Origin of the sequence: Companilactobacillus halodurans (assembly GCF_009600985.1) — a bacterium.
Taxonomy (GTDB): Bacteria; Bacillota; Bacilli; order Lactobacillales; family Lactobacillaceae; genus Companilactobacillus; species Companilactobacillus halodurans.
This window is the reverse complement of record NZ_VDFP01000005.1, coordinates 80,246-104,470: the sequence shown is the minus strand read 5'-3', so window position 1 is coordinate 104,470 and position 24,225 is coordinate 80,246. Positions and strand designations below refer to the sequence as shown.

Genomic DNA, 24,225 nt, shown 5'->3' with positions numbered 1-24,225 from the left:
AGCGTTAACATAACAATGTCAGATATAATCATAAAAAGTATCAAATATACAGGTGAAGTAAATTATGAATTTAGATCAATTACTAAGAAACAAAGATAAAATTGAGGAAAGACAGTTTAAGAATCATGCTTTTGTAATGGATTTCCCACAGATAGAAAAAAGAATTTTACATGGCGATTACCGTTTAAATAATGAATTATTTTTTAAAAATAATTCAATCTATATTTCCAAGCATCATCGCTTTGCACCATATCCTTTACACTCACATCAATTTTTGGAAATGAATTATATGTATTCCGGAAAATGTCGCGAAGTAGTAAACGGTCATGAAATAATATTGCATAAACACGATATTATTTTATTAGATACTGGTAGCAAACATAAAATAGACCCTTTAAATGAAAATGACATTTTAGTCAATTTTCTCTTTAAAAGGTCTGATCTTAATTTTAGCTTTTTAACAAACATGAGCCACAAATTTTCACCGTCATTAAATTTTGTTTTAAATGCAGTTAATGGTGATAAAGACAATAGTCATAAAAATTTTATGTTAATAAAAAATTCTGGAGAAGATTTACCTCATATTCTCGAACGAACAATGGAGGAATACTTTTTTCCTAAAAGATTTTCAAATCAAATAATCAATCATTATGTGCCAATTATATTCTTCGAACTTGCAAGAGCTGTAAATGCTCAACTTGAAAAAGAAGTTACAGGAAGTAAGGAAATAATCGTTCCAATCTTGTTCGCCATTGAAAATGATTATTCAAATACCTCTTTAGAAAAAATTGCTAATCAATTAAATTATAGTAAAAATTATATTAGCAATTTAATAAAAGAAAAAACTGGTCGAACTTTTTCTGACATACTCAATGAACAAAGAATGCAAAATGCCTATGAATTATTAACCAATACTGAACTTCCTATAGGAACAATTATTGAAAGAGTTGGTATCTCTAACAGAACTTATTTTTATAGCAAATTTAAAGATTACTATAAAAAAACTCCTAAACAAATTCGTATGATAAATAAAAAAAAGAGTGAAAATTAATAATTTTCACTCTTTTTTTATTTGTTAATACTTGTAGCAAATTCAGGTTCGTAATATGAATTATCTTTCAAATTAAGACCACTATTCAAAGTAACATCAGTAATCCAAACCCATTGGTTAGTGGCTACTTCACCCCAATATGAGCCGTACTTGTTAACGACTAACTTAGAAATCTTCCAAGTTGATTGAGCTGGCAAGGTCATATCATATGAATTTTTTGATGTGTTATAAGTTCTCAAAGTCTTATTCGTTGTTCCTACTAAACCATTTCCAGGTGTTGGAACTGACGAATTAGTATTCGTATTTGTGTTAGTAGTCGTAGTTGTACTTGGAGTTTGAACATCCATGTAGGCTACTGAAACGTATTGATTAGTTGCTACTTGGTAAAATGCCTGATTGTCATATGACAAGAGGTTTCCACCTAACTTCCATGAAGTACCCTTTTGCAAAGTTGCTCCAGTATCAATCCCTGATCCATCAACGACAGCAGCATTCGAGTTCAAAGTCCCAACTTGTCCAGCAACTTTTGAAGCTACGATATAACTACCATTGCCTGAACTTGTATTATCATTAGTCGATGTTGTTCCAGCAATCGAAATATCTGGTGCTGTGACCCATTCATTAGTTGCAACCTGATAGTATTCAATGCCGTTTAACTCCATGTGATTGCCAAGGATCCATTGGCTGTTAGTTGGCAAAACAACTCCAGTATCGACCCCTTTGTCATCAAAGACTTTGGCGACATTTTTCACAGTTCCAGTTTTACCATAATTGGCATCTTTACTTGCAGTACTTGTGCTATCAGTTCCTGAAGTATTGTCAGTAGTTGGATTGACTACAGTTACTCCTTGAGCTGAAATCCACTCGTTAGTAGCGACTTGGTAATAGACCTGTTTGTTAACATGCAATACTTGGCCGATTACCCATTGACTGCCGCTTGGTACAGCTTTTCCAGTTGAATTACCGTAATTATCAACGATATCCAACGCTTGATCAGCTACGACAGTCTTTCCTGCATCTGGATTATCTGCGACATAACGACCAACTGTTTGACTGTCATCTTCCGAGTTAGCTGAACCAGTCACATTTGAAACCATTGAAGCTGGAATATACTCGTTAGTTCCAACCATATAGTGGGCAACGCCATTTAAAGTAATTTGTTGTCCTAATTTCCATTGACTACCTGCTGGCAATGTTGTCCCATTTGCTTTACCAGTTGAAGCATAAACCGGTGTAACTTTGGTAACTGTTCCGACAGCTGAAGCATCAACATTTTGTGTTGGCAATGCATTTAGAGCTGCGGGAGCCATCATAATAGCAACTGCAGAAGCTACTAAAATTTTATTTTCTCTCATTTTAAGCCATCCCTAATTTAAAAATAATTTTTCATTATCCAAATTTAATTTTAAACAAATCTTTGTTTTTGGGGCTTATTTTGGAAAAAAATAAAAGAAACTTAAGGTTTAAATTTTCAATAATATGAATATTAATTTGCTAATTTTTAAATATTTTTCTGGTTATTGACATATTATTGTAAAATTTGATGTTTTTTCGATTGTTGTGATAATTATTGGGTTACGATTTTGAAATCTAGTTAAAAAGCTAAGTTTATTTGGTTTATAACGGTTAATTATTAATCCACACTTTTTTAAATTCAGATTAAAAACTGCGCTTCTTTGCTTTATAACGGTTCATTATTGATTCGATGCTTTTTCAAATTCAAACTTAAAACCACGCTTCTTTGCTTTATAGCGGAAACGAGTTGCGGCTGGGCAACTTCCTGCACCTAAGGCTATTTCACTCATCACTCGCATAGTTCGCGAGCAATGGGTGAAATTGTCTTAAGCTCCGGAAGCTGGGCGCCCGGCCTCCACTCTCTATTTATGATATGTCCTATGATTAATAATCATAAATGACCGATAAATCTGTTCTGTCAGCACTAATCTCATCAATTGATGCGGTAAGGTGAATTTTCCAAAACAGATACTGAAATCGGCTCTTTTCGTCACTTCTGGACTTACTCCTAATGATCCTCCAATAACAAAGGTAATGTCTGAGGTCCCATATGTGGATAAGTCATCGATTTTTTTAGCTAACTCTTCCGATGTTAATTCTTTGCCTCGTAAATCTAGTAAAATCACATATTCCTTGTCTTTGATTTTTCCTAATATTCGTTCTCCCTCAATTTGTTTAACTTTAGCATCTTGTGCTTCACTCAAACTTTCAGGGGCTTTTTCATCAGGGCATTCGACGATTTGGAATTTGCAAAAGGCTCCCAAACGCTTGGCATATTCGGCAATTCCGGCTTTAAAATACTTCTCTTTTAATTTTCCTACTGTAACAACTTTTATATTCATTTGTAAAAATCTCCTCAATCAATATGATACGAAATTATTATTTAATTGCCAAATTTATTTAAAATTACGAATTATCATGACATTTCAACTGTGCACAATAAAAAAAACGTTTGTCCAATTTTGTGTAACAGTAATTATTACTGATATATTAGGATTTAGAGATGATTTCTCGATTAACATTAAAAACTTATTAACAGCTGTGGGTAAATCTGTGGAAAACTTTTATACAGCGTTTTGTCAATTATTTGGCCACTTATCCACAGGTTATGAACAAATGTGGATAAATTCTGTTCATTAGTTTTCTGAAAAGTCGAAATAAATCTTTTAATCATAAATTAATGTTCAAAAAAAGGCGTGAAACTAGTATTAACTGGTTTCACGCCTAATTTATTTGTTTAGTTAGAACTTTCTTTTGTTAAATGTACCTGTGCGGTATTCAGCTTACCATTACGATAATATTGAATATTGACCGTATCGCCAACTGAATGCGAGTAAAGTGCTGTGTGCAAGTCGGCTACCGAAGTAATCTTCTTGTTGCCTAACTTAACGATAACATCATATTTCTTCATGCCAGCGGCCTTAGCAACTGAACCTGAAGTTGTGCTGTAAACTACAACACCCTTAGTTACGCTGCTTGGTAGTTTCAAGCTTGATTGCGAATCATCTGTGATTTGATCAAGGTCTAAGACTCTAATACCAAGCGATGGACGTTCAACTTTACCATTCTCAACTAACTGATTGATAATCTTGACTACTTCGCTACTTGGAATAGCAAAGCCCATCCCTTCAACTGAAGAGCCATCAGTACTCGAGGCTAATTTCATTGAATTGATACCAATGACTTGACCAGCGGCATTAACTAGTGGACCACCAGAATTACCAGGGTTAATTGCGGCATCGGTTTGAAGAACGGTTGCCTCACCAGTTGCTTGACCTGTATTTTGGTCTTGTGTCGTTACGGTTCTATTCGTAGCTGAAATGATACCTTGAGTAACTGTTGTGGCATATTCGCTACCTAGTGGCGAACCAATAGCAATAACTGGATCTCCAGGTGAAACATTATCAGAGTTGCCAAATGATGCTGTAGCAGGAACCTTGCTGCCAGGAATTTCCAAAACAGCTAAGTCAGTTGTACTATCAGTACCAACTAATTTGGCACTAACTTTAGTTCCATCCTCTAAAATGATTTCCAAAGAATCAGAACCGGAAACAACGTGGTTATTAGTTACGATATAGCCTTTACCATTTTGTTTAGCGTAAATAACGCCTGAACCTTCACTGTATTCTTGCAAATTGCTGTTACTTGATGAGCTAGAAGAATCTGAACTAGAGCCTGAATTTGAATCAGAATCAGAACTGCTATCGCCATCAGTTTGGTCTTGTGATTGTGAATTATCCGATGAACCACTATCACCAAACAAATCGCCAAAAATCGACGATAAACTGCCATCGCCACTTGACTGTTCCTTTTGTTTTTGAAGGTTGATTACGGAAACAACCGCTCCATTGACCTTCTTATAAGCTCCTGACATCGAACTGGAGGTATTCACTTTTGTATTAGCTACTTGCGTAGTTCCAGCAGAACCACTGCTTGCTGTATCAGAAGAGTTATTGCCAAAATATGTAAATCCTGCAAAAGCAATTACGACACCTAAAGCTGCCGAAATGAAAGCGACGATTCCAATTTTCCATAATGAATTCTTATTTGAATTATTGTTGTTATTCGAACCGCGCTTCTTTTCTTCTACTCTTGATTCGGACTTATCATTATTATTGTCATTATTCATCTAACATTCACTTCCCCATATTTACTAAGTCTAATATACCGTTGAATTATGAAAAAATTATGAACGACTTATGATTAATTTGTTCACATTTATAAAGCAATCAAAGGATCCGCAATCGCAGGGTCAGTATCATTGATTTTAAAATCATGGCCAACGCCAAAATCGTGATCCTCTAAGACTTGAGTAACCTCTGTGCGAGCCACCGTTTTAGTATTGTTCTCATGACTCAAATGTCCTAAGAAAATCTGCTTGGTATTGTTGCCGATGACATCCATTAAAGTGTGTGCGCCATCTTCATTGGACAAGTGCCCCTTTTCACTGAGAATTCTTTGTTTGAGAGGCCATGGGTATATCCCATCACGCAACATTTCTACGTCATGATTGCATTCCATCAAATACCCATCCGCATTTTCAATCGTCTTTTGAACTCGATCCGACACGTAACCAGTATCCGTTAAAATCACAAATTGCTTGCCATTGTGGTAGAACTTGTAAAATTGTGGATCAGCAGCATCATGAGAAACCGCAAAACTCTCAATATCAAGATCGTCTAAACTCAAAACTTTGTTGTGATTGAAAATATTGATTTCGTCTTCTGGAACTTTACCAATTTTTGGCATCATAGCTTGCCAAGTTTTTTCATTGGCATAAACATTCAAATCATATCTCCGAGCTAAAACACCAACTCCTTTGATATGGTCAGTATGTTCATGCGTCACGAACAAAGAATCGACGGTATTGATGTCTTTGCCGATGCTTTCCATTGCTTCTTTAATTTTCTTACCAGATAACCCAGCATCAACTAGTACATGATGCTTAGGCGTTTCAATATAAGTAGCGTTGCCAGAACTGCTGCTGGCCAAAACACTAATTTTTAAACTATCGTCATTGGGCACTATAATCACTATCTCCATTTGTTGAACTCTTGATAATATTACCAGTAAAGGCATTAACTTTCTTAGTAGTATTAACTTTACTGTCTTTATTTTTAATTGTGACAAACCAAACCGGAATATAAATCGTACTTCCCTTAGCTACGAGTAATTTCGTATAAGCTAAGTTCGCATAGGAAATTTTTGAATTATTAGGTATTTCGGAATTGGCATAAAGTCTCGTAATGACTTCTTTTTCACTCTTGATAACTTGTCTTTCATGCAAAATTATCAGTGATCTTACATACGTCTGTGTATAACCTACCACTTCATTGTCGCTAATGGTAAATGTTAACTGTGCTGTTTTGTCATAAATATCGCCCAAAGTTCCGGAATAGATGTAAACCATCCGCGTCTTAGTAGACAATTGAGGGGCATATTTATAGCTCTTGCCAAACAAAACATTGGATTCTTTTTTAATGAATTTATTCATCACGGTTTCACGATTAGTTGAAGTAATTGAAATTGGGTCTTCCAAACCACTTGTTAAACTGTGATCACTTTCATCGTATTCAACTTTTTGACCCGTCAATTTATTAGAATTTTCAGCCAAAGAATCATCTGGTTGTGAACCCAAATAATAAGCATAGCCATTCTTAGAATCCAGACTGCCAAAACTAATATTACGTTTTTTCATTTCTGAAACGGTCGACGTATTGGTACTAGAACTGCTGACTAATTGTTGACTATTGCGAAAAGACAAGAATAAAAAGACATCTAATGAGAAAAATACTATCAAGAATATAACTTCGATTCTTTTAAAATCCATTTATTCTTCCTCCGCAGATTCATTTGTCCATTCATTGTATGGTTTCCAATGGTTACCGATTCTGATGTAATAAGTTGGTTTCAAATCGACGACTTTCTCATTATCAGTTTCTTCTTCCCATTGATATCCAACCTCAACGTCTTGAACATCATTTGGTGAATAACCAACCCGTTGAAGGCCTTTGAAAATAGCTGTTGTCGACTTCAGCTTCGTAGCTGTTTGATTAGATGGGACCGGTACTTCCAAGTTTTTATTTAAGAACTTTTCAGTACTGCCTTTACGGCTAAAGTTGATTCTAACAGAACCAAATTGACTCTTCTTAAAGATTGGGAATCCTTCAACATATTCTCTAAACGTAAGATTCTTTTTCTTCCAATCTGCTCGATACAAACGCAGGTTAGAAACTGGGTTTTGTAAGTTGACGACTTTTTGATAACCACGTTGTAAGAAAGCTAATTGTGACTTAGGAACCGAGGTATCGGTATAATCATCCAAAGTCAATTCTTCAGTATTATGATCAGAAACTAAACGTTTCGATTCGCCATAATTATATGTATAAACGTTGTTATCCTCAGATGTTACCAAACCACCAGTATTAGAATCAAACAAGGCTGAAGTATACTCGCTATCCTTTTTTCCAGTAACCACATAAGAATAGCTTTGTAGCTTGATTGGATTGGAATAGAAAGTAAAAATCCCATGCTTCATAATATTCAATCTAATCTTTAAATTGATATTAGCTTGTTTAACTAATTTAGAAATTGGATTGGAAGAAGAATTCTTAACTTTAGCTTGATAAACCGCATAATTATTATCATTAGCCAAGTAAATATTCTTGATTTTTTTGTTCTTCAAATTAATCAAAATCCGATTAAATTGATGACTGTTGCTCTTCTTTAAACCATCATTATTCAATAAATATCCAAATGAACTGATAGAAATAGCGGTTGGATAAACTAGTTGAATCGTATTTTTAGCTTGAATCACCTTTTGATAATAAGCTCCGTCTTTTTTAGAGACAGACTTAGGCTCACTGATTTTCCAATCTTCCATTACCTTTTGAATACTTAAAGAAATATTTTCATTACTGTTATAAATCAAATGCTGATCATTTTTATCATGCCAAATTACCGAAGTTGGACTGATAACTTGGTTCATAGGAATCTCGCTCTTATTTGAATCAGTCGAAGATGTCACATCGACATCCCGGCCTCGTTGATAGCGAGCAGTGTTCGTCCAAATGAAGAAGGATAGGACAACACTGGTAATGACTGCTACGACCAATAGTAGTTGGACGATTAAACGACTAAACTTCATCCCATTCTCCTCCTGTTTCGTTAGGATCAAATGGTAAGGAAATGTAGAATGTTGATCCCTTACCTTCAGCACTATTGACCCAGATTCTACCCTTATGTTGCTCCACGATTTCCTTAGAAATAGATAGACCTAAGCCAGTACCGCCTTGTTTTCTAGAACGTGCTTTATCAACTCGATAGAAACGTTCAAAGACTTTCTTGATATCCTTTCTAGGAATACCCAAGCCTTCATCAGAAATGCTGACAATAATGTGCTTGTTAGTTTCCAACAACCGACAAGTGATAACTCCGCCATCTGGTGAATACTTGATGGCATTATTGATGATGTTATCCATAACTTGCGTCATCTTATCGGTATCGATTTCGACCCACAAGTCTTTGCTAGTGAAGATTCGCTTGATACGATAATTCTTAACGATTTTACTGTTATCTTCTTTAGCATCAGCTTTTTCCTTTTTCAACATCATATCAAATCGATCCAAAATATAGGAGAAGAATTCGTTGAAGTTAACTAATTCCTTGTCCAATTTAGAACGACCTTGATCCATTCGTGACAAACTCAAAAGGTCCTTGATCATACGAATCATACGGTCAGTTTCTTCAGCTGTAACACCTAAGAATTGTGGTGCCAGCTTTTGATCTTTCCAAGCTCCATTATTCAACGCATCAATATAACTACTGATACTTGTTAAAGGAGTCCGCAATTCGTGCGAAACGTTTGAAACGAATTGACGACGTTCACTATCGATTTTTTGTTGTTCAGTAACATCGTGTAGGACGCAGACCATACCACTAATGAAACCACTGTTACGTTGAATCAGTGAGAAATCAGCGTTTAGAATCAATGAATTATCAGATTCTTCGTCGTAATCATCATTGGTATCATTCGTTTCGATTACCATTGGATCAGGATTTTCCAAAAGGTCGTCAAAACTAGTTTGATCTTGGACGCCTAAGACATCGACTAGCGGTTGTCCAATTGCATCGTCTTCGTCTTTTTCCAAAAATTCTTGGGCCATTTCATTGATGACGGTGATATTACCCAATCGATTCGTCGCAATGACCCCATCTGACATTTGCGTCAAAACGCTGTCTAGCCTTCGTCGTTCTGATTCCGAATTTTCCGTCGCTTCTTCAACTTTGACCGATAAATCATTGACGGCCATAGCCAATTGTCCTAATTCATCGGGTGAATAAACACGAACTTGGCCAGAATAATCTCCCTCAGCCATTCTCACAGCTTGTTGCTTCATTTCATCAATCGGTCTGGTAATTGCTCGTGAAATAAAAATTGCAATCACAGCCCCCAAGAGACCGGCTACCAAGGATGCTGTAAGGAAAATCAAAATAATATTATTGATGCCCGTATAAACTGATTCCATGCTGGCGCGGACATAAATTGCCCCAACAACTGTGCTGTTATCAGGCGAACTAACTGGAACAATCGACTCATAGGAACTTCCGCTATCTTTTTCATAATAAATCTGCGTAATTCTTTTATCAGTCTTGATACTCTGCTTGATATTATCCTTAAGAGTTTGCGTTCCTACTATATTAGAACCATCTGAATCTTTAGCTCCAACAATGATGCCACTTCGATCAACGACTTGTACATCAGTTATATCTGTACTTACCCGCGTATAATCTTGAATCGTATTTCCAATATTTTCACGCGTGTGTTCATCGTTATCAGTTAAATTTCCAGAAATTTGATTGAGTGTATATGGTGGTACAACAACTGAGTTTTCAAAACTAGAGATGTTTTGATCCTCAAGTTGACGTACGAAATAAGCCCCAATGATTTCAATTGTGACAATAAGAATTAAAATAAATGACAATCCGATTTTGAAATTAATCGAATGTAGAAAGACAAACCTATTTTTCAAAATTTTTCCACCTAATTGATACAGACTTAGTTACATTATACAGCTATGAAGATAACAAAAAAACTGGCTTGCTTTTATAATAATCGTTTCGACATCTAAAAAATAAATTATTCGTTTTCCATATGGAACTATTGTTAAAAAGCATGGGCCATATGGAAAAAAATATGGTCCTTAAGTAAGAAAAGAAATACAATCAAGAAGAAGGTTCTTCCTTAGATTAGGATAATGCAGCATATTGTTGTCTTCTACGTTTTGTGAACATTGGAACATACTGGCTCAACTTGAAACTATTTCCAATACCTGAAATAGTTTCGTGTAAAAGCTCGGAGTCGTTCCCAAAATATTCTAATCAAATTTACTTTGATATAGATGATGGCAACATTAACCAAAGTTTTGAAAGGACCCAAAAATGAAGGAGAAGTTTATTTAAAATGAGTAAGATTGAAGTAAATTTATCTGAAAAGTCGTTTTTACTTGAGGGTAGTGATGAATTCATAGAAAGTTATATAAAAAAATTAGTAAAATTGATTTCCAATGAGGAATCCGACTTAGACGATATCCCAGACCATAAAGGATCTCAAATGGATTCAGATTCACCCAGCAAAATAGGTTCATTCGATAATGTAGATACATTTAGTAATAATGTTATAAAGTCAAAAATTAATTATGAAAAAATCTTAAGAGAAAAAAAAGCTATAGTAACATACCCAAGTCAAAAACCTTTTGAAAAAGTATCCTTTAATTTTGAAATACCTGGTAAAAGCATCCCTGATAAAACTCGCAATCTTGCCATTTTGTTAGCACATTTTATTCCAAAAGTGTCTAAAGACGTTGTAAGAGAAGCTGCAAAAGAAAAGAAAATTTATAATGATAAAAATTTTTCAGCCTACATTAATACTAGAAATAGTTTTTATACCGTCGATAATGATATGATATATGGCCAAAAGATTAAAAATAATTCAAGTGGAGAGATAAAATGTATACAGTTGTTTAAAGATGTATATGAGGATATTATTAATAAAAATCCTGCTAGTAAAGATTAAAAATTATAAAACAAAATCATTGAGGATGAATGTTCAGTGAAAACTAGGGCCCTAGTAAAAAATCTTCTTTACGTATTACTGATACAACTAGCCTTTGAAATTACTTTTATTAATATTTTGAATCTTTTTAATATTTCCAGCAGTTTGCCTACTTTAGTTATCGATAAAGTTTTATTTTTAGGTTTATTATTTTTTTTAAATAATAAATTTACTAAAAAGCGAATTCCCTTTTCCATTAAGTTGAGTATTAATGAGAGAAAATGTGTCTTCCTTATCTTTTTGATATTAGCTATACTTGGCCTTACAAATATTCAAAATTTTTTAGATGCTTTTATAATCGGGCTTATTGCTTGTACAACTGAAGAATATCTTATGCGAGGCATTGTACTCATTTCATTGCTTAGGATTTTTCAAAATTCAAAAAATAATTATCTCCGTATTTTATTGCCAATTGCTTTTTCTAGTATTTTATTTGGTTTAGACCATTTTATTAATTTATACTCACAAAATTTTATTATGACTTTTGCACAAGTTATAGCTACGACGGCCACTGGATTTGTTTTGGCTAGTATTTTTTTGCGAACTAGGAATCTATTGTATCCGATGCTTTGCCATTTTGGATTGGATTTTTTGATTGTGATAACTAAGGGGATGCCACAGGATACTAATGTTTCTTTGGTTAGTGTTTTGTTGCCTTCTGCTTTTTACTTGTTTATTAGTTTTGTGATTTTGGTCCCAATTTTGATAAAGAAATAATCGTATGAAAAAAGGACTTAATTTGAATTTTAAAATCTCCAAGTTAAGTCCTTTTTGGTTTGGTATTCTTTTTTATGGTTCTTGTTCACTGTTTTATAGTGGAAACGAGCTACACAAGCCAGCTACTTCCGGTTAAGCCTATTTCCCGCCTTGTCTGCTTCGCAGTCAATTCGTGAAATTGTCTTAATCCTCGGTAGCTACCGGGCTTGTTTCGCTCTCTAACTTAAACGAGCTACACGGGGGCAACCCTCTGCACCTAAGACAATTTCCCATATCACTCGCAAAGTACGCGAGCAATCTGTGAAATTGTCTTAGGCTCCGAGGGCTGACCGCCCCTGTTTCGCTCTCTTTTAATCTGCGTCCGGATCTCTCAAATAATATCCAACCCCACGTCTTGTCATCAACCATTCTGGTTGACTTGGGTTATCCTCAATCTTTTCACGCAATCTTCTGACGGTAACATCAACTGTTCTGACATCACCGAAATAGTCATATCCCCAAACTGTTTGAAGCAAGTGTTCCCGTTTCATCACTTGTCCGATGTGTTGTGCTAAATAATGCAACAACTCGAATTCACGATGCGTTAACTCTATTTCTTTACCATTCTTAGTTACCGTATAAGCATCGGGGAGAATGGTTAGGTCACCTATTTTGATTTCGCTGCTTTTGGCATCTTCACTATGAGCATGCGTTTGCGTTCTTAGACGTGCTTTGACACGTGCTACTAATTCTCTATTTGAGAATGGCTTTGTAACGTAATCATCTGCCCCAAGTTCTAGGCCAATAACCTTATCGATTTCGGTATCTTTAGCCGTTAACATAATAATTGGAGTATCTTTAGTTTTTCTGATAGTTCTTGCTACTTCAAGACCGTCGATAACTGGGAGCATCAAATCTAGCAAAATAAGATCTGGATCGTCTTCTTCTACTTTATCTAATGCTTCTTGTCCATCAAAAGCAGTTATGACTTCGTAGCCTTCATTTTCCAAATTATATTTAACAATATCGGAAATCGGTTTTTCATCATCTACTACTAGAATTTTTTTAGCCATATTATATCTCCTTGACATCAACATTATACTAGTTATTTCCCATTAAAACAAAATCGTCATAAACCCACCTTAAAAATTTTGAACTTTTTTTAAAAAAATACTTGCTATGAATTTGGAGCCTATGGTATGATATATCTCGTTGGTTGAGAGGGAAACGTTTCAACCAGTAAGACACATGGGTGGTTAGCTCAGCTGGCAGAGCAACGGACTCTTAATCCGTGGGTCCAGGGTTCGATCCCCTGACCACCCATAAATGCGATTATCGCTTAAACCGATTATGATGAAAATCATGGTCGGTTTTTTAATTATTCTAACAAAAATCATTTAAGCTATCACACCTATTCGTGATAGCTTTTTGTTTTGCAATTGAATATATTAACATCATCAGATTATTTATGACAGGTTTTTGATTTTGTACAGAAAATCTTTTCAATAATTCGTTGATATTTTTTACAATTATTACTCTATTTCTAAATGAAAAGTTATACTTAAAGTAATGTTTAAGAAAAGAGGAAAAAATTGTACATGAAAACAGCAATTTTTGAAAAAGCTGGTCAAATGACAGTTAAAGATGTCGAAAAACCAACTATCAAAGAAAATGACGATGTCATCATCAAAGTCATTCGTGCTTGCGTCTGTGGATCGGACCTTTGGGCATATCGCGGATTCGACAAAAAAGATAATAATTCAACTAATGATGGTCATGAAGCAATCGGAATCGTTGAAGAAGTTGGTTCGGATATCACCACTGTAAAGCCTGGAGACTTTGTAATTGCACCCTTCACGCACGGCTGTGGTCACTGTCCTGCTTGCTTAGCTGGTTTCGACGGCGATTGCCAAAACCACGACGATAACTTTAGCAAGAGCAATCAATCTGAATACATCAGATTCCAACATGGTCAATGGGCTTTAGTCAAAGTTCCTGGCAAACCTAGCGATTACAGCGAAGGCATGTTGAAGTCTCTGTTAACTTTAGCTGATGTTATGGCAACAGGTTTCCACGCTGCTCGAGTAGCTAATGTTAAAGCTGGCGATACTGTTGTCGTTATGGGTGATGGAGCCGTTGGTCAATGTGGTATTATTGCTGCTAAATTACTCGGTGCTAAAAAAATCATTTCAACTAGTCGCCACCCTGATAGAGAAGCTCTAGCCAAGAAATTCGGTGCAACTGACAATATTGCTGAACGTGGTGATGAAGGCGTCAAAAAGATGCTTGCTCTAACTAATAATGCTGGTGCTGACGCTGTCCTTGAATGTGTCGGAACTGAATTATCTACTAAAACAGCTATGCAAGTCGGTCGTCCTGGTTCAATCGTTGGCCGTGTCGGTTTGCCACATGAACCAAAAATGGACGTTGCTACTTCATTCCAAAGCAATATTATTTTAGCCGGTGGACCTGCTTCAGTAACGACTTATGATAAAGAACTTCTATTGAAAGCTGTTCTAGATGGCAAAATCAATCCTGGACTAGTCTTCACAAAGAGTTTTCCACTAGACAAAATCAATGATGCTTATCAAGCAATGACTGACCGTAAAGTCATCAAATCAATGATTGTTGTTAGTGACTAATATAAATGCTAATAAAAAACGCCAATTCAGATTTTTGTGAATTGGTGTTTTTATTTGCTTAATATTTTCTCAACCTCTGTTACATCAGCACTTACACCGAACAAACTGCCATGTGGCTGTAACGGATTAGTCTGGTCTAAAGTTCCTAAATAATAAGGCACGAAGCCAAAATCTTTAATGATTTCTGCCACCTTTTCCAAAGCTTCTTGATTATTTCCAGCATAAACCATCGCTTGATTCTTGCCGGTTGTTGCGGCTAAATCGTGATAGCCCATGTGATTAAAGGCTTTAATAATGATACTTTCGGCAAAATATTTTTGAACATTCTCTGATGAAGTCGTTTTTTCATCATAATACTGACTTTCATCGCCATCGATTTCCCACCAATAATTCATCGCATCAATCACTATTTTATCTTTTAATAGTTTTGAATCTAAAAGGTGATATTTACTTAGTGGCAAAGCTAAAATTATTACATCAGAATTTTCAATCACATCTTTAGTCAACATCGTATTAGCACCTTTGGCTAAGACGCTGACTGACAAATCAATCTTTTCAGGGGCTTTTGAACCGGAAATATTAATCGTATAGCCAGCATCGATCCCTAATTTAGCTAAGGTCATCCCTAACTTTCCAGCTCCAATGATACCAATCGTTAATTTACTCATCATCTTCACTCTCCAAAATTTCCTTAACTCGTGGAATTACTTTTGTTGCGTATAATTCAATCGTCTTAATTCGTGTACTTTCTGTTTGACCGCCAGTTCCATATACTAAATCAAATCTGGAAATATCTAATTCCGAAATCGTTTGAGCAATTTTTTGAGCCACTGTTTCAATTGAGCCGACATAATAAGCTCCTTGACCGACTTCAAAATCATAACGGCTCTTAGTCATTTGTGGCCAGCCACGATCTAAGCCCACTTTATCCATACTTTGCTTGATGTATTTCCAGCCAATATCATAGGCTTCTTGGTCAGTTTCAGTAATGATTCCATGTGAGTGAACGCCGATTTGACGCACTTTTGCCCCATATTCTTTAGTGGCATTTTTATAAAGTTCAATATATTGTTCAAAACGAATTGCTTCGCCACTAATGATGGCAATCATCATATTGTAATCGTACTTTGCCGTTCTTAAAACTGATTCCGGAGTTCCGCCAATACCCACAAAGACTGGCAATTGATGTTGTTCAATTCTTGGATAGACAGTTTGATTGGCCAAACTTTGAGTTTTTTGACCACTCCAAGTCACTTTATCTTTAGTTATCAATTCATTAAACAAAGCAATTTTTTCTTCAAATAATTCGTTATAATCTGCTAAATCATAACCAAATAATGGAAACGATTCAGTAAAAGAACCGCGACCCAACATAATTTGAGCTCGACCATTGGAAATTCCATCTAGTGTTGCAAAACGTTCATAAACTCTGACCGGATCATCTGAACTTAAAACAGTTACTGCGGTACTTAATTTGATATTTTTAGTCGTACTTGCTAAAGCCGACAGCATGATTTCAGGACTGGAAATCGAATATTCTTCCCGATGATGTTCACCTAAAGCAAAGACATCAATTCCTAATTTGTCTGCTAACTGCCCTTCTTTTAAAATATTTTGCAAAGACTGACGATAGGTCATTTTACTTCCATCATCGTTAAATGCGACGTCGCCAAAAGTATCTAAACCAAATTCTAATTTGTCAGTATCGATTGTCATAATCTCACCTCAAAACAATATTTCAAATCTTTATCAAAGTATATGGATAATCTGAAATAGTTGCTATTAAAAGGCTTTGACAAATCGTCTTGGTAAAAATATTTCGTCGTCCGTTCTGCTTTGTGGATGCTGGAACGTACTGGACGCAACTTTAAGCCAATTCCAAAACCGGGAATTGTCAAAAAGTCCGGTCTTCTACTAAGCGATAAATCGCTAAGTAGAATTTCAGTACTGAGCATCCACAAAGCTGCCACTACCAACTGGATAACGTCACTTATTATTTATTTCAAGTAATTTCAGATAAAAATAACCTCCAATTAGATATAGTCGATAAACTATTATCTAATTGGAGGTTTTCTGTTTTTAGTATAAAGAATAAAACCACAATCCAGTCCGGAATAGCAAAGCAAATTGGCTCAGATGTGAAATTATTCTTAGCAATTTATTGCTTAGAATAAGGCCGAGCTTTAAGACTTTGCCTGATCTTGGCAAAGGCTTAAAGTCGTGCCCACATCGTTCCAGCCAAATTTGCTTTGCTATGGAGAACGGCATATAACACTAACCAAAATCGATTATTTTGGTTTATTTATTTCTACGCTTGAACATCAACGATACATACATATTCATTATTAGCTACACGATAATATCCCACATGACCGATATCCGCAAATTCATCGCTATACCAGCTGCTATCAGGACTCAAAGTCTTGTTATTTAGAACTTGCCCATTCTTATCATAAAGCGTGATGGGACTTCCACTTCTTAAAGTTATATCTTCTTTAATCGGATATACAAGGGTTTCTTGATAAACTCGAACATCATTTCCCTTGACGTATTCATTTGCTCCTATTTGAAAGTATGTGCCACTGGGAAGATTGTTTTGGGTTCCAACTTTCCAAGCTGAACCTGCTGGTAAAATTTTTGTACTAGCTTTGCCAGCTGCATCGTAGACAGTTGCTCCAGACAAATTGGTAATTACAACGCCATCATAAGGCGTGCTACTAATTTGACCGTACTTGGAAGCTCCCTCATTCATCAAGAAATTTACATCTGAAGCTTTGAGATACTCATTTTTACCAACGCCAAAATAATTGCCGTTACTAATCGTATTTTCCAGATTGGTCTTCCAACTGGAATTTTCAGACAACTTTTGATTAATTGGTTGTCCCAAAGCATTATACAATTCAGCTGAATTATCTTTGACAGTAACTATTGAATTGCCAATGCTAGTTAATCCGTATTGTAAATCAGCTGCTTTTGCTTCATTGCCATTAATGGTCGCAGGAAGCGCCAACGCACTAATACCTAAAGCCAAAACTGTGGCTTTTAAGAGATTCTTTTTCAATAACTTCATAACTTCATCTTCTTACATCTTAAGCTAAAAAATATCTTGATGACTAAATTCAAATCTAGTTATCAAGATAATCATAGTTCATTTAATAAAAAGTTGCATAAAAATTACTGGGTATTGAGTACACATTTAGTACACTAAACTAAAATCAAACGGTCGATTTTAATATCATGGTCAAAGACTGGCCAATCGGCCTTTTCAAACTGCATCACTGAAGGAACTAAGGCAACGGTTTTGCCTTGGTAATCGGCAAGAAAACGATCATAATAGCCGCCACCAAAACCAACGCGATAATTGCCATCAGTTGCAAAAGCTAATCCTGGTACGATAACCAAGTCAGGTTCTTGATTGACTAAGCCGGCATCATAAACTGGCTCAGGAATCCCAAAATTGCTCTCAACTAAATCTTCGGCACTGGTAAAGTGGATAAAGGCTAATTGACGCTTAGGCATCGTCTTTGGTAGATAAACTTTTTTACCAACCGCTTGGGCAGCCTTAATAATTGGCGTCGTTGCAACTTCAAATGGACCACTGATTGTTGTAGCGATTGAAGTAGCCTTTTGCCACTCAGGAGTCTTTTTCAACTTTTCCAATAATTGCTGGCTTTCGATAACTACTTGGTGCTTATTCTCATTCAATTTTTGAATTTGACGTTTACGTAACTGCTTCTTATCTATGATATTCCCCTCCAAAATCTCTGATTAAATTCAACGCTAATTTCTCTTCATAACATTAACATTATATACAGATTTCTCGAATTGAGTAAAAATATCTAACCATAAATTATTTATCGTCAATTTCATCCAATGTTTTAGACAAGTGTCGCAAACTTGAAAGCAAGTTTTCCTTATCCGCTTCTTGCCAATTATCAAAAGCTGATTGCATCGTCTCTGATCTAGCCGCATTGATTTTCTTTATTATTTGCTCACCCTTTTGTGATAAATAAATTTCTCGAATCCGAGAATCTTTTTTTGAATTATGGGTCACAACTAATTCATTTCGTTCCAGCTTATCAATTTGTCGGCTGGTACTGGAATGATTCTTGCCCAAAACATTTGCCAAATCACTGACCTTCGTTGGCTGCATCCTCCCGATACTGATAAACGCTTGTAATGAGGTAGCTTCTAACTTGACGCCAGCTGCTTGAATTAATTTTTTATCCCGATCAGTGCGATTGAAGAAAGTCAGGATATTTACAAAATATTTATAGATTTCTTCTTCCATTAACTTATTTCACCTCAACAACGACACGTGGCTGGGTTGGTGCGTTCCAAGCATCCTCAATCTCTGTTAGTGGATAAGTCTTGACTGGCATGGAAATTTTTTCTGTCGCTGCAAATTCAAAGACATCCTTAATACTTATTAATAATTATTGCATCGAGGCACTCTTAGCGCCACTGCCAAGAATTTCAATCGTTGAAGAACGTAATAATGCTGAAGGCAAACTAATTTCATTTTGACCGCTAGCAGCACCGACGCTGACGAAGCGACTTTTATTCTTATTACCCGCTTTAGCAAGAGCTGTCATGATAGCTAAAGAACTATCGCCCCACAAGTAATCTAAGACTACATCTACTCCTTCTTTGAAGTATGGATTCAATTTTTCCGCAAATTCAGTGGCACCATTTTCAGCAATCATATCAAATGAAACTGCTGCATCGGCTCCTAAATTAGCTAACTTCTTCGCATTGCGTCCAGTAACGATAACTTTTTTAGCACCTAAATGGTAAGCAATTTTAACTGCTAAACTGCCAGCACTTCCAGTAGCACCATTGATCAAAACCGTTTGTCCTTTTTCAAAATGGGCTCGGTAAACTAAAGCGACCCAAGATGACATTCCTGGATTAGCAATAGCTGCTGCACTAACATCATCCAAATCTTTAGGAATTGGCACAGTTAGGTTTTTATTAACGATAGTTTGTTGGGCTAAAGATCCAAATGGTGCAGTCGGCATTAGAAAATATACTCGTTTACCTTCACTGGTAGTTCCTACACCGTCAGCTCCAGCGATAATTGGAAAATCATTAGTCGAAGAATAGTGGTTTCCTAAAGCACGGTTTTTAGTAAAATTACTCAAAGCCGCTGCTGAAACGTTAATTTTAAGTTCATCTTTTGTTGCTTCTGGTTCCTTAAATGTTGCATAAACAGGATTGATTCCTGCCCCTTTTACGATTGCTGCTTTCATATAAATTCCTTCTTTTTATGTTTTTTAATTTACGTGCATATTGCACCTATTAAAGTAACAGCTATTTCTGATTAATGCAATTATTATTAACTTTGCATATTTCTTGACATAAAGCTAGCTTTAGGAAGTATTATTATCTAAATTGAAGATTGATTTATTTAATAATGGGAGGCATGAATTATGACACTATTTAACTCAACTATCCAAAAGGTTTCAGGAACAGTGGTCGAAAATCGTAAAATAAACAAAAATACTAATCAATTGGTTATCAAATTGGAACATTTAGAAAACGTTCCGGAAATTGGCGATTATTATCTCGTTTCTTTTAGCAAAACCATGGGGGTCAAAAATAATTATCAACGTCTAACGATTGCCCAGATTCCCGATGAAAATAATCTTTTAGCTTTTACCATCAATAAGAAGACATTCAAAATGGCTTTGATTGATTCTGGTACTAAAGTAAATGTCAAAGGACCCTTTAAGAATCCTGACCAACAAGCTAGTTAACGACACTTTCTAAAAACATATTTCTTCACTAAATTGTAAGGTCATTACCGTGATTTTCGGTTATGTCCTTTTTTGCATTATATTTTAAATTATTAGAGAGCTTTCATTTCTTATAAGTAACGCTTTCTTTTAGTGAAAGGTTCATTGCCAGATTAATTTGGAATATAATGGAAATCATGCTGTATCAAAAGACTTCTTAATTCATTTAGAATCCTCGCATTTTGATACATCAATCTATTAAGCGGGATTTGGAGAAATAATCACTATTTTTTTAAGTTCTAGAAAGTGAATCATATTATGAAAGATCGTTTATACACACCTAATGTGGTCTTAGTTCTAATTGCCAGTTTCTTTTACATGATGAGTTCGATGTTAATTACGCCGATTATCGCTCAATTCACACAAAGCGTTGGTGCTACTAGTGCCATCGCCGGTTTAGTTGCTGGAATTATGAATATTACTTCATTACTTTTAAGACCAATCGCGGGAAATTTAACTGATCGAGTTTCTAAATATCAGTTGACCATGATTGGGGCTTCTTTTTTACTGATTGCTAATTTCAGTTACAGTCTAACGACTAATATTGCTTTAATAACTTTTTTAAGAATTATTAATGGATTAGGATACACTCTTTGTTCTGTTTGTATGTCGACTTGGATTGCTGACTTACTCCCACCCACTCGTGTTGGTGCCGGAATGGGAATCTATGGTTTAGCTAATGCTCTAGGTATGGCTTGTGGTCCTGCAATCAGTATTTATCTTTACCAACATGTCAGTCATCAATCAGCTTTTTGGGTGGCAGCAACTTGCAGTTTATTATTAATAATCATGATTCAATTCGTGACCAATAAAGGCTTACCTACGAAAAGTTCTAAATCTTCTAAACCGCACCAATTAAGGATTGTGCAACCACGAGTTGTTCCAATCGCAATCATATTATTGCTATTTTCATTGCCATATTTTGCCAGTCAAACTTACATCGTAAGTTATATTGCACAGCGTCACTTCAATGTCTCCGCGGAAATTTTCTTTCCAATTTATGCAGTTATTTTACTAGTCTTGCGATTAGTAATGCGTGATCTCTTTGACCGAGTCCCCTTCCATAAATTTTTATGGATGAGTTTAATCGGTAATTTTATTGGACTGATTGGTTTAACTCATTTGACTAACTGGTTCTTTTTACTAGTCAGTACCACTGGATTAGCTGTTGGGTATGGTCTGATGTTTTCAATCTGTCAAGCTAAAGCTTTGATGGTCGTTAATCCTGATGAACACGGGATTGCCAACAGTACTTTCTTTATCGGAGTTGATTTAGGGATGTCGCTTGGTCCTATTACTGGTGGTTTAATCAGTAATTTCTTACCAATAGCATGGTTCTATCCTATAATGATGATAACTTTACCTCTAATCGTCCTAGTTTATTGGTATAATCGAAAATTATTAGCTTAAAAAGCTTATTCAAAAAGTCGAGACACTTTTACATCTATTTGAAGATGTATTAATTGTCTCGACTTTTTTTAGTAAATTTATGTGTAATATTATTTTATATCTATTCCTTGTATTGCATTAGTGTATGTCCATTTCAACAAATCATCTACTTTATTGGTTTGATAGTAGTCAGTGATTAATTTGTTCCATTGTGTCCATAAATTAAGAGGCACATTAATCAACCCTGCTCCATTATCAATCATCAACTTATTTGCGATAAGGGTTGCTGTTCGTTTATTACCATCCCAGAAAAGTTGACCCCGCATATTATGATACATAACTCTAATTGACTTTTCAGTTACTGATAAATTGGACTCCATTAATTGATTCAAATATTTTTCTTCTTTAGAGATATCTACCATATCAGGAACAAGGTCTTCATCCAAACCAATATCAACTGTATCTTGACCTGATCTAAATTCACCAGGAACCAGTGCATCATTTTTAGCAACGATTTTATTGATATTTTTTTCAAATTCTAAACTCAATGACTTGTCACTTTCAGTAATTAATTGCCAGCCTCTTTTTATCTGTACGATGGTATTGATATCATCTATATCAACGCCATCGACTCCCATTCCATCCATAATTGTTTGTGTCTGAGGAAGTGTCGTATTGATACCTTCAAATCTTGCATTCGTATGGACTAGTCTAGTAAAATTCATGCGAGCAAAACGACGATTTTGATCTTTAGTTAAATGATATTTGTCATTATATTCCATATTGATCCTGCTTTCGCCAACTAGTTGTTGTTCTTTAGAAGCCTATTATAACAATGAAACTAAGGCATTTTTCAAACATCATCACTTTCTTTTAAGGGTTCAATCACCAAAGTTTCCGCTAAAAGAACCTCATTATATAAGTCATAAACATAATCTTGATACTTAATTTCACTTTGCGAAATCATATCTAAATAAGCCCGCTCTTTGGAAAAAGCATTCATAAATGCTCGCATTTCCAATTCCTTTTCAGGTCCGGTAAATTCTGGATGTCTGACTACATCTAACCAGGCCTTCATAAAATCCTTCGTTTTTGTCCGCTGCTTTTGACTTCTCAAATCATAAATGACCGATTGCTTCACATTGTCAGGCAGATACATCTGATTAACAGCTTCGACTGCTCGATGAACCATATTTTGCCGCAATTGCGTGACCTCTTGCGAAATTTCCGTATTGGAAACGTCTTTAGGCAAAATAAATCGAAAAATAATTGTCGGCACAATCAAGCTCAAAATTATCAAAACGCTTTCCGACATTAAAACTAAATTGAAATCACCCGTCTTCACGTGGGCCTCAGCTAAAGTATAGGCTAAGGCTAACGTCACGGCTCCATGAACGCCGCCTAATGAGAATATCCAAGCTGAACGATTCTTCAATTTTAGTCGTAAACAACCATAGAAATAACGAATCACTAAACTAACCAGATATAAGATTATCCCAATAAAAATCCAATTCAAAGAATTAGTAGTAATCTTTTCATCACTAAGAATTTTAACGAACATGAATCCTAAAATCACAAAGACCATACTGTTAAAAATTTCGGTAATCATTGAAACCAAACCAAAACCTTGTTGAACTTGAGGTGCATTCGTCAATTTAGTCCGCTGAGCTTCAGCGTTGTGAACTAATCCTGCACAGACTACGGCAATAATCCCAGAAACACTAATTTTTTCAGCCAAATAGTAAATAATTAATGGCGTAATAATATAAAGAATGTTTTGCGCGTTCAATGAATTAAACGAAGTTCTCAATAAAACTTGACGAAATAAAACCATCACAAAAGCTGCTAAGAAACCAAACAAAACTCCACCAACAGCAGAAATCAAGAAGTCTAAAATCGTTTCTCCATAATCGATATAGCCGTTGACATACCATAAAACTGTCATATTTAACAAAATAATACCGGTCGCATCATTGAAAAGCGACTCCAATTTTAAAAAAGTTCCAGTTGTGTTCGGGGTTTTTAAACCATTGCTCACTGAATCCAAGGCTGTCGCATCAGTTGGGGTACTGATTGCTGCCAAAATAAAAGCTAGCGGCAAACTCAAATCACCAATGAACCAAACGCTAAATCCAGCTGCTATCATACACAAAACAACTAAAAAGAGTGCTGTTTGAACAATGTGCTTGAATTCTTTGCCAACTAAATTCAGTCTAGTAGCCTGTCCTTCAAAAAATAACAATGGTGCAACAATCAAGCCAATAAATATTTCTGAGCTAAAATTCTCAATATGATTCCCTAAAGCAGGAATTAAAGCGACAATTCCTCCAATCAGCATACTAAAATAACTAACTGATACTTTTTGAAAGGCTTGTGCCAAAAAAATACTGATGACTGCTGCCAAAGTGATAATAAAAGTTGAAATCATCATTTCCATAGCTGGTTCCCCCTTGAACTAAATCGCTTTAAATATAGCACAAGCGGGATAATTCCTGTATTAAAAGATATTGTCACCAAATT

General features: G+C 35.4%; 23 protein-coding genes and 1 tRNA gene. 7 read left to right on the top strand and 17 right to left on the bottom strand.

Annotated elements, in window-relative coordinates:
• Positions 1-64: 64 nt before the first annotated feature.
• The gene (locus FHL06_RS04055) at positions 65-1,051 is read left to right on the top strand and encodes an AraC family transcriptional regulator (protein WP_153384965.1); all 987 of its coding nucleotides are present in this window, start codon (positions 65-67) and stop codon (positions 1,049-1,051) included.
• Positions 1,052-1,068: 17 nt separating this feature from the next.
• On the opposite strand, the gene FHL06_RS04050 is transcribed toward FHL06_RS04055, so the two are convergent.
• The 7 genes from FHL06_RS04050 to walK all read right to left on the bottom strand — a co-directional run bounded on the left by FHL06_RS04050 (position 1,069) and on the right by walK (position 10,098).
• On the bottom strand, positions 1,069-2,406 hold the full coding sequence (locus tag FHL06_RS04050; RefSeq protein ID WP_153384964.1) for an SLAP domain-containing protein: 1,338 nt from the start codon (positions 2,404-2,406) through the stop codon (positions 1,069-1,071).
• 522 nt (positions 2,407-2,928) lie between these two features.
• Complete coding sequence (gene rlmH / locus FHL06_RS04045; protein ID WP_153384963.1) at positions 2,929-3,408, bottom strand: 23S rRNA (pseudouridine(1915)-N(3))-methyltransferase RlmH; 480 nt, start codon at positions 3,406-3,408, stop codon at positions 2,929-2,931.
• Positions 3,409-3,803: 395 nt separating this feature from the next.
• On the bottom strand, positions 3,804-5,195 hold the full coding sequence (locus FHL06_RS04040) for a S1C family serine protease (protein ID WP_153384962.1): 1,392 nt from the start codon (positions 5,193-5,195) through the stop codon (positions 3,804-3,806).
• Positions 5,196-5,284: 89 nt separating this feature from the next.
• Complete coding sequence (locus tag FHL06_RS04035; protein ID WP_337692524.1) at positions 5,285-6,100, bottom strand: MBL fold metallo-hydrolase; 816 nt, start codon at positions 6,098-6,100, stop codon at positions 5,285-5,287.
• On the bottom strand, positions 6,081-6,896 hold the full coding sequence (locus FHL06_RS04030) for a two-component system regulatory protein YycI (protein ID WP_153384960.1): 816 nt from the start codon (positions 6,894-6,896) through the stop codon (positions 6,081-6,083). The genes FHL06_RS04035 and FHL06_RS04030 overlap by 20 nt, the downstream gene beginning before the upstream one ends.
• Entirely contained in the window at positions 6,897-8,213 is a 1,317-nt protein-coding gene (locus FHL06_RS04025; protein WP_153384959.1) for a YycH family regulatory protein, read from the bottom strand.
• Positions 8,203-10,098 carry a cell wall metabolism sensor histidine kinase WalK gene (walK, locus tag FHL06_RS04020; protein WP_153384958.1) on the bottom strand — a complete coding sequence of 632 codons (1,896 nt, stop codon included), beginning with the start codon at positions 10,096-10,098 and terminating at the stop codon, positions 8,203-8,205. The genes FHL06_RS04025 and walK overlap by 11 nt, the downstream gene beginning before the upstream one ends.
• 431 nt (positions 10,099-10,529) lie before the next feature.
• Here walK and FHL06_RS04015 point away from each other — a divergent pair, with 431 nt between their 5' ends.
• Both FHL06_RS04015 and FHL06_RS14665 read left to right on the top strand, forming a co-directional pair.
• Complete coding sequence (locus tag FHL06_RS04015; protein WP_153384957.1) at positions 10,530-11,141, top strand: hypothetical protein; 612 nt, start codon at positions 10,530-10,532, stop codon at positions 11,139-11,141.
• Positions 11,142-11,177: 36 nt separating this feature from the next.
• The gene (locus FHL06_RS14665) at positions 11,178-11,897 is read left to right on the top strand and encodes a CPBP family glutamic-type intramembrane protease (RefSeq protein ID WP_153384956.1); all 720 of its coding nucleotides are present in this window, start codon (positions 11,178-11,180) and stop codon (positions 11,895-11,897) included.
• A gap of 350 nt (positions 11,898-12,247) precedes the next feature.
• On the opposite strand, the gene yycF is transcribed toward FHL06_RS14665, so the two are convergent.
• Positions 12,248-12,949 (bottom strand): response regulator YycF, encoded by a 702-nt coding sequence (gene yycF, locus FHL06_RS04005; RefSeq protein WP_153384955.1) that lies wholly within the window; start codon positions 12,947-12,949, stop codon positions 12,248-12,250.
• 177 nt (positions 12,950-13,126) lie between these two features.
• Here yycF and FHL06_RS04000 point away from each other — a divergent pair.
• Positions 13,127-13,199, top strand: a tRNA-Lys gene (locus tag FHL06_RS04000).
• Positions 13,200-13,474: 275 nt separating this feature from the next.
• Positions 13,475-14,518 carry a zinc-binding dehydrogenase gene (locus FHL06_RS03995; protein WP_153384954.1) on the top strand — a complete coding sequence of 348 codons (1,044 nt, stop codon included), beginning with the start codon at positions 13,475-13,477 and terminating at the stop codon, positions 14,516-14,518.
• Between the two features lie 50 nt (positions 14,519-14,568).
• On the opposite strand, the gene FHL06_RS03990 is transcribed toward FHL06_RS03995, so the two are convergent.
• The 7 genes from FHL06_RS03990 to FHL06_RS03960 form a co-directional block, all read right to left on the bottom strand.
• The gene (locus FHL06_RS03990) at positions 14,569-15,189 is read right to left on the bottom strand and encodes an NADPH-dependent F420 reductase (protein ID WP_153384953.1); all 621 of its coding nucleotides are present in this window, start codon (positions 15,187-15,189) and stop codon (positions 14,569-14,571) included.
• Positions 15,179-16,234: an LLM class flavin-dependent oxidoreductase gene (locus FHL06_RS03985; RefSeq protein ID WP_153384952.1), complete on the bottom strand. Its 1,056-nt coding sequence runs from the start codon at positions 16,232-16,234 to the stop codon at positions 15,179-15,181. The genes FHL06_RS03990 and FHL06_RS03985 overlap by 11 nt, the downstream gene beginning before the upstream one ends.
• A complete protein-coding gene (locus FHL06_RS03980) occupies positions 16,231-16,473 on the bottom strand; it encodes a hypothetical protein (protein WP_153384951.1) in 243 nt (80 codons plus the stop codon). Before FHL06_RS03980 ends, FHL06_RS03985 begins: the two co-directional genes overlap by 4 nt.
• Positions 16,474-16,826: 353 nt before the next feature.
• Positions 16,827-17,588, bottom strand: coding sequence for an SLAP domain-containing protein (locus tag FHL06_RS03975; RefSeq protein WP_153384950.1), 762 nt, complete (start codon positions 17,586-17,588; stop codon positions 16,827-16,829).
• Positions 17,589-17,722: 134 nt separating this feature from the next.
• The gene (locus tag FHL06_RS03970; protein WP_153384949.1) at positions 17,723-18,277 is read right to left on the bottom strand and encodes a 5-formyltetrahydrofolate cyclo-ligase; all 555 of its coding nucleotides are present in this window, start codon (positions 18,275-18,277) and stop codon (positions 17,723-17,725) included.
• Positions 18,278-18,368: 91 nt separating this feature from the next.
• Complete coding sequence (locus tag FHL06_RS03965; protein ID WP_153384948.1) at positions 18,369-18,809, bottom strand: MarR family winged helix-turn-helix transcriptional regulator; 441 nt, start codon at positions 18,807-18,809, stop codon at positions 18,369-18,371.
• Between the two features lie 145 nt (positions 18,810-18,954).
• Positions 18,955-19,770: a quinone oxidoreductase family protein gene (locus FHL06_RS03960; protein WP_238333956.1), complete on the bottom strand. Its 816-nt coding sequence runs from the start codon at positions 19,768-19,770 to the stop codon at positions 18,955-18,957.
• A 180-nt stretch (positions 19,771-19,950) separates the two neighbouring features.
• On the opposite strand from FHL06_RS03960, the gene FHL06_RS03955 reads away from it, so the two are divergent.
• Together FHL06_RS03955 and FHL06_RS03950 are read left to right on the top strand one after the other, a co-directional pair.
• Positions 19,951-20,277, top strand: coding sequence for a ferredoxin reductase domain-containing protein (locus FHL06_RS03955; RefSeq protein WP_153384947.1), 327 nt, complete (start codon positions 19,951-19,953; stop codon positions 20,275-20,277).
• Positions 20,278-20,574: 297 nt separating this feature from the next.
• The gene (locus FHL06_RS03950) at positions 20,575-21,726 is read left to right on the top strand and encodes an MFS transporter (protein WP_153384946.1); all 1,152 of its coding nucleotides are present in this window, start codon (positions 20,575-20,577) and stop codon (positions 21,724-21,726) included.
• A gap of 89 nt (positions 21,727-21,815) precedes the next feature.
• Here the strand turns inward: FHL06_RS03950 and FHL06_RS03945 are convergent, their stop codons facing one another.
• Positions 21,816-22,487: a Fic family protein gene (locus FHL06_RS03945; RefSeq protein ID WP_153384945.1), complete on the bottom strand. Its 672-nt coding sequence runs from the start codon at positions 22,485-22,487 to the stop codon at positions 21,816-21,818.
• Between the two features lie 71 nt (positions 22,488-22,558).
• Positions 22,559-24,142: a cation:proton antiporter gene (locus FHL06_RS03940; RefSeq protein ID WP_153384944.1), complete on the bottom strand. Its 1,584-nt coding sequence runs from the start codon at positions 24,140-24,142 to the stop codon at positions 22,559-22,561.
• Positions 24,143-24,225: the final 83 nt, after the last annotated feature.

What these genes read in the sequence shown, in the direction of transcription:
- FHL06_RS04055 (WP_153384965.1), top strand. Translation starts at nt 65, where the DNA reads ATGAATTTAGATCAATTACTAAGAAACAAAGATAAAATTGAGGAAAGA.
- FHL06_RS04050 (WP_153384964.1), bottom strand. Translation starts at nt 2,406, where the DNA reads ATGAGAGAAAATAAAATTTTAGTAGCTTCTGCAGTTGCTATTATGATG.
- rlmH (WP_153384963.1), bottom strand. Translation starts at nt 3,408, where the DNA reads ATGAATATAAAAGTTGTTACAGTAGGAAAATTAAAAGAGAAGTATTTT.
- FHL06_RS04040 (WP_153384962.1), bottom strand. Translation starts at nt 5,195, where the DNA reads ATGAATAATGACAATAATAATGATAAGTCCGAATCAAGAGTAGAAGAA.
- FHL06_RS04030 (WP_153384960.1), bottom strand. Translation starts at nt 6,896, where the DNA reads ATGGATTTTAAAAGAATCGAAGTTATATTCTTGATAGTATTTTTCTCA.
- FHL06_RS04025 (WP_153384959.1), bottom strand. Translation starts at nt 8,213, where the DNA reads ATGAAGTTTAGTCGTTTAATCGTCCAACTACTATTGGTCGTAGCAGTC.
- FHL06_RS04015 (WP_153384957.1), top strand. Translation starts at nt 10,530, where the DNA reads ATGAGTAAGATTGAAGTAAATTTATCTGAAAAGTCGTTTTTACTTGAG.
- yycF (WP_153384955.1), bottom strand. Translation starts at nt 12,949, where the DNA reads ATGGCTAAAAAAATTCTAGTAGTAGATGATGAAAAACCGATTTCCGAT.
- FHL06_RS03995 (WP_153384954.1), top strand. Translation starts at nt 13,475, where the DNA reads ATGAAAACAGCAATTTTTGAAAAAGCTGGTCAAATGACAGTTAAAGAT.
- FHL06_RS03990 (WP_153384953.1), bottom strand. Translation starts at nt 15,189, where the DNA reads ATGATGAGTAAATTAACGATTGGTATCATTGGAGCTGGAAAGTTAGGG.
- FHL06_RS03985 (WP_153384952.1), bottom strand. Translation starts at nt 16,234, where the DNA reads ATGACAATCGATACTGACAAATTAGAATTTGGTTTAGATACTTTTGGC.
- FHL06_RS03980 (WP_153384951.1), bottom strand. Translation starts at nt 16,473, where the DNA reads ATGCTCAGTACTGAAATTCTACTTAGCGATTTATCGCTTAGTAGAAGA.
- FHL06_RS03975 (WP_153384950.1), bottom strand. Translation starts at nt 17,588, where the DNA reads ATGAAGTTATTGAAAAAGAATCTCTTAAAAGCCACAGTTTTGGCTTTA.
- FHL06_RS03965 (WP_153384948.1), bottom strand. Translation starts at nt 18,809, where the DNA reads ATGGAAGAAGAAATCTATAAATATTTTGTAAATATCCTGACTTTCTTC.
- FHL06_RS03960 (WP_238333956.1), bottom strand. Translation starts at nt 19,770, where the DNA reads ATGAAAGCAGCAATCGTAAAAGGGGCAGGAATCAATCCTGTTTATGCA.
- FHL06_RS03955 (WP_153384947.1), top strand. Translation starts at nt 19,951, where the DNA reads ATGACACTATTTAACTCAACTATCCAAAAGGTTTCAGGAACAGTGGTC.
- FHL06_RS03950 (WP_153384946.1), top strand. Translation starts at nt 20,575, where the DNA reads ATGAAAGATCGTTTATACACACCTAATGTGGTCTTAGTTCTAATTGCC.
- FHL06_RS03945 (WP_153384945.1), bottom strand. Translation starts at nt 22,487, where the DNA reads ATGGAATATAATGACAAATATCATTTAACTAAAGATCAAAATCGTCGT.
- FHL06_RS03940 (WP_153384944.1), bottom strand. Translation starts at nt 24,142, where the DNA reads ATGGAAATGATGATTTCAACTTTTATTATCACTTTGGCAGCAGTCATC.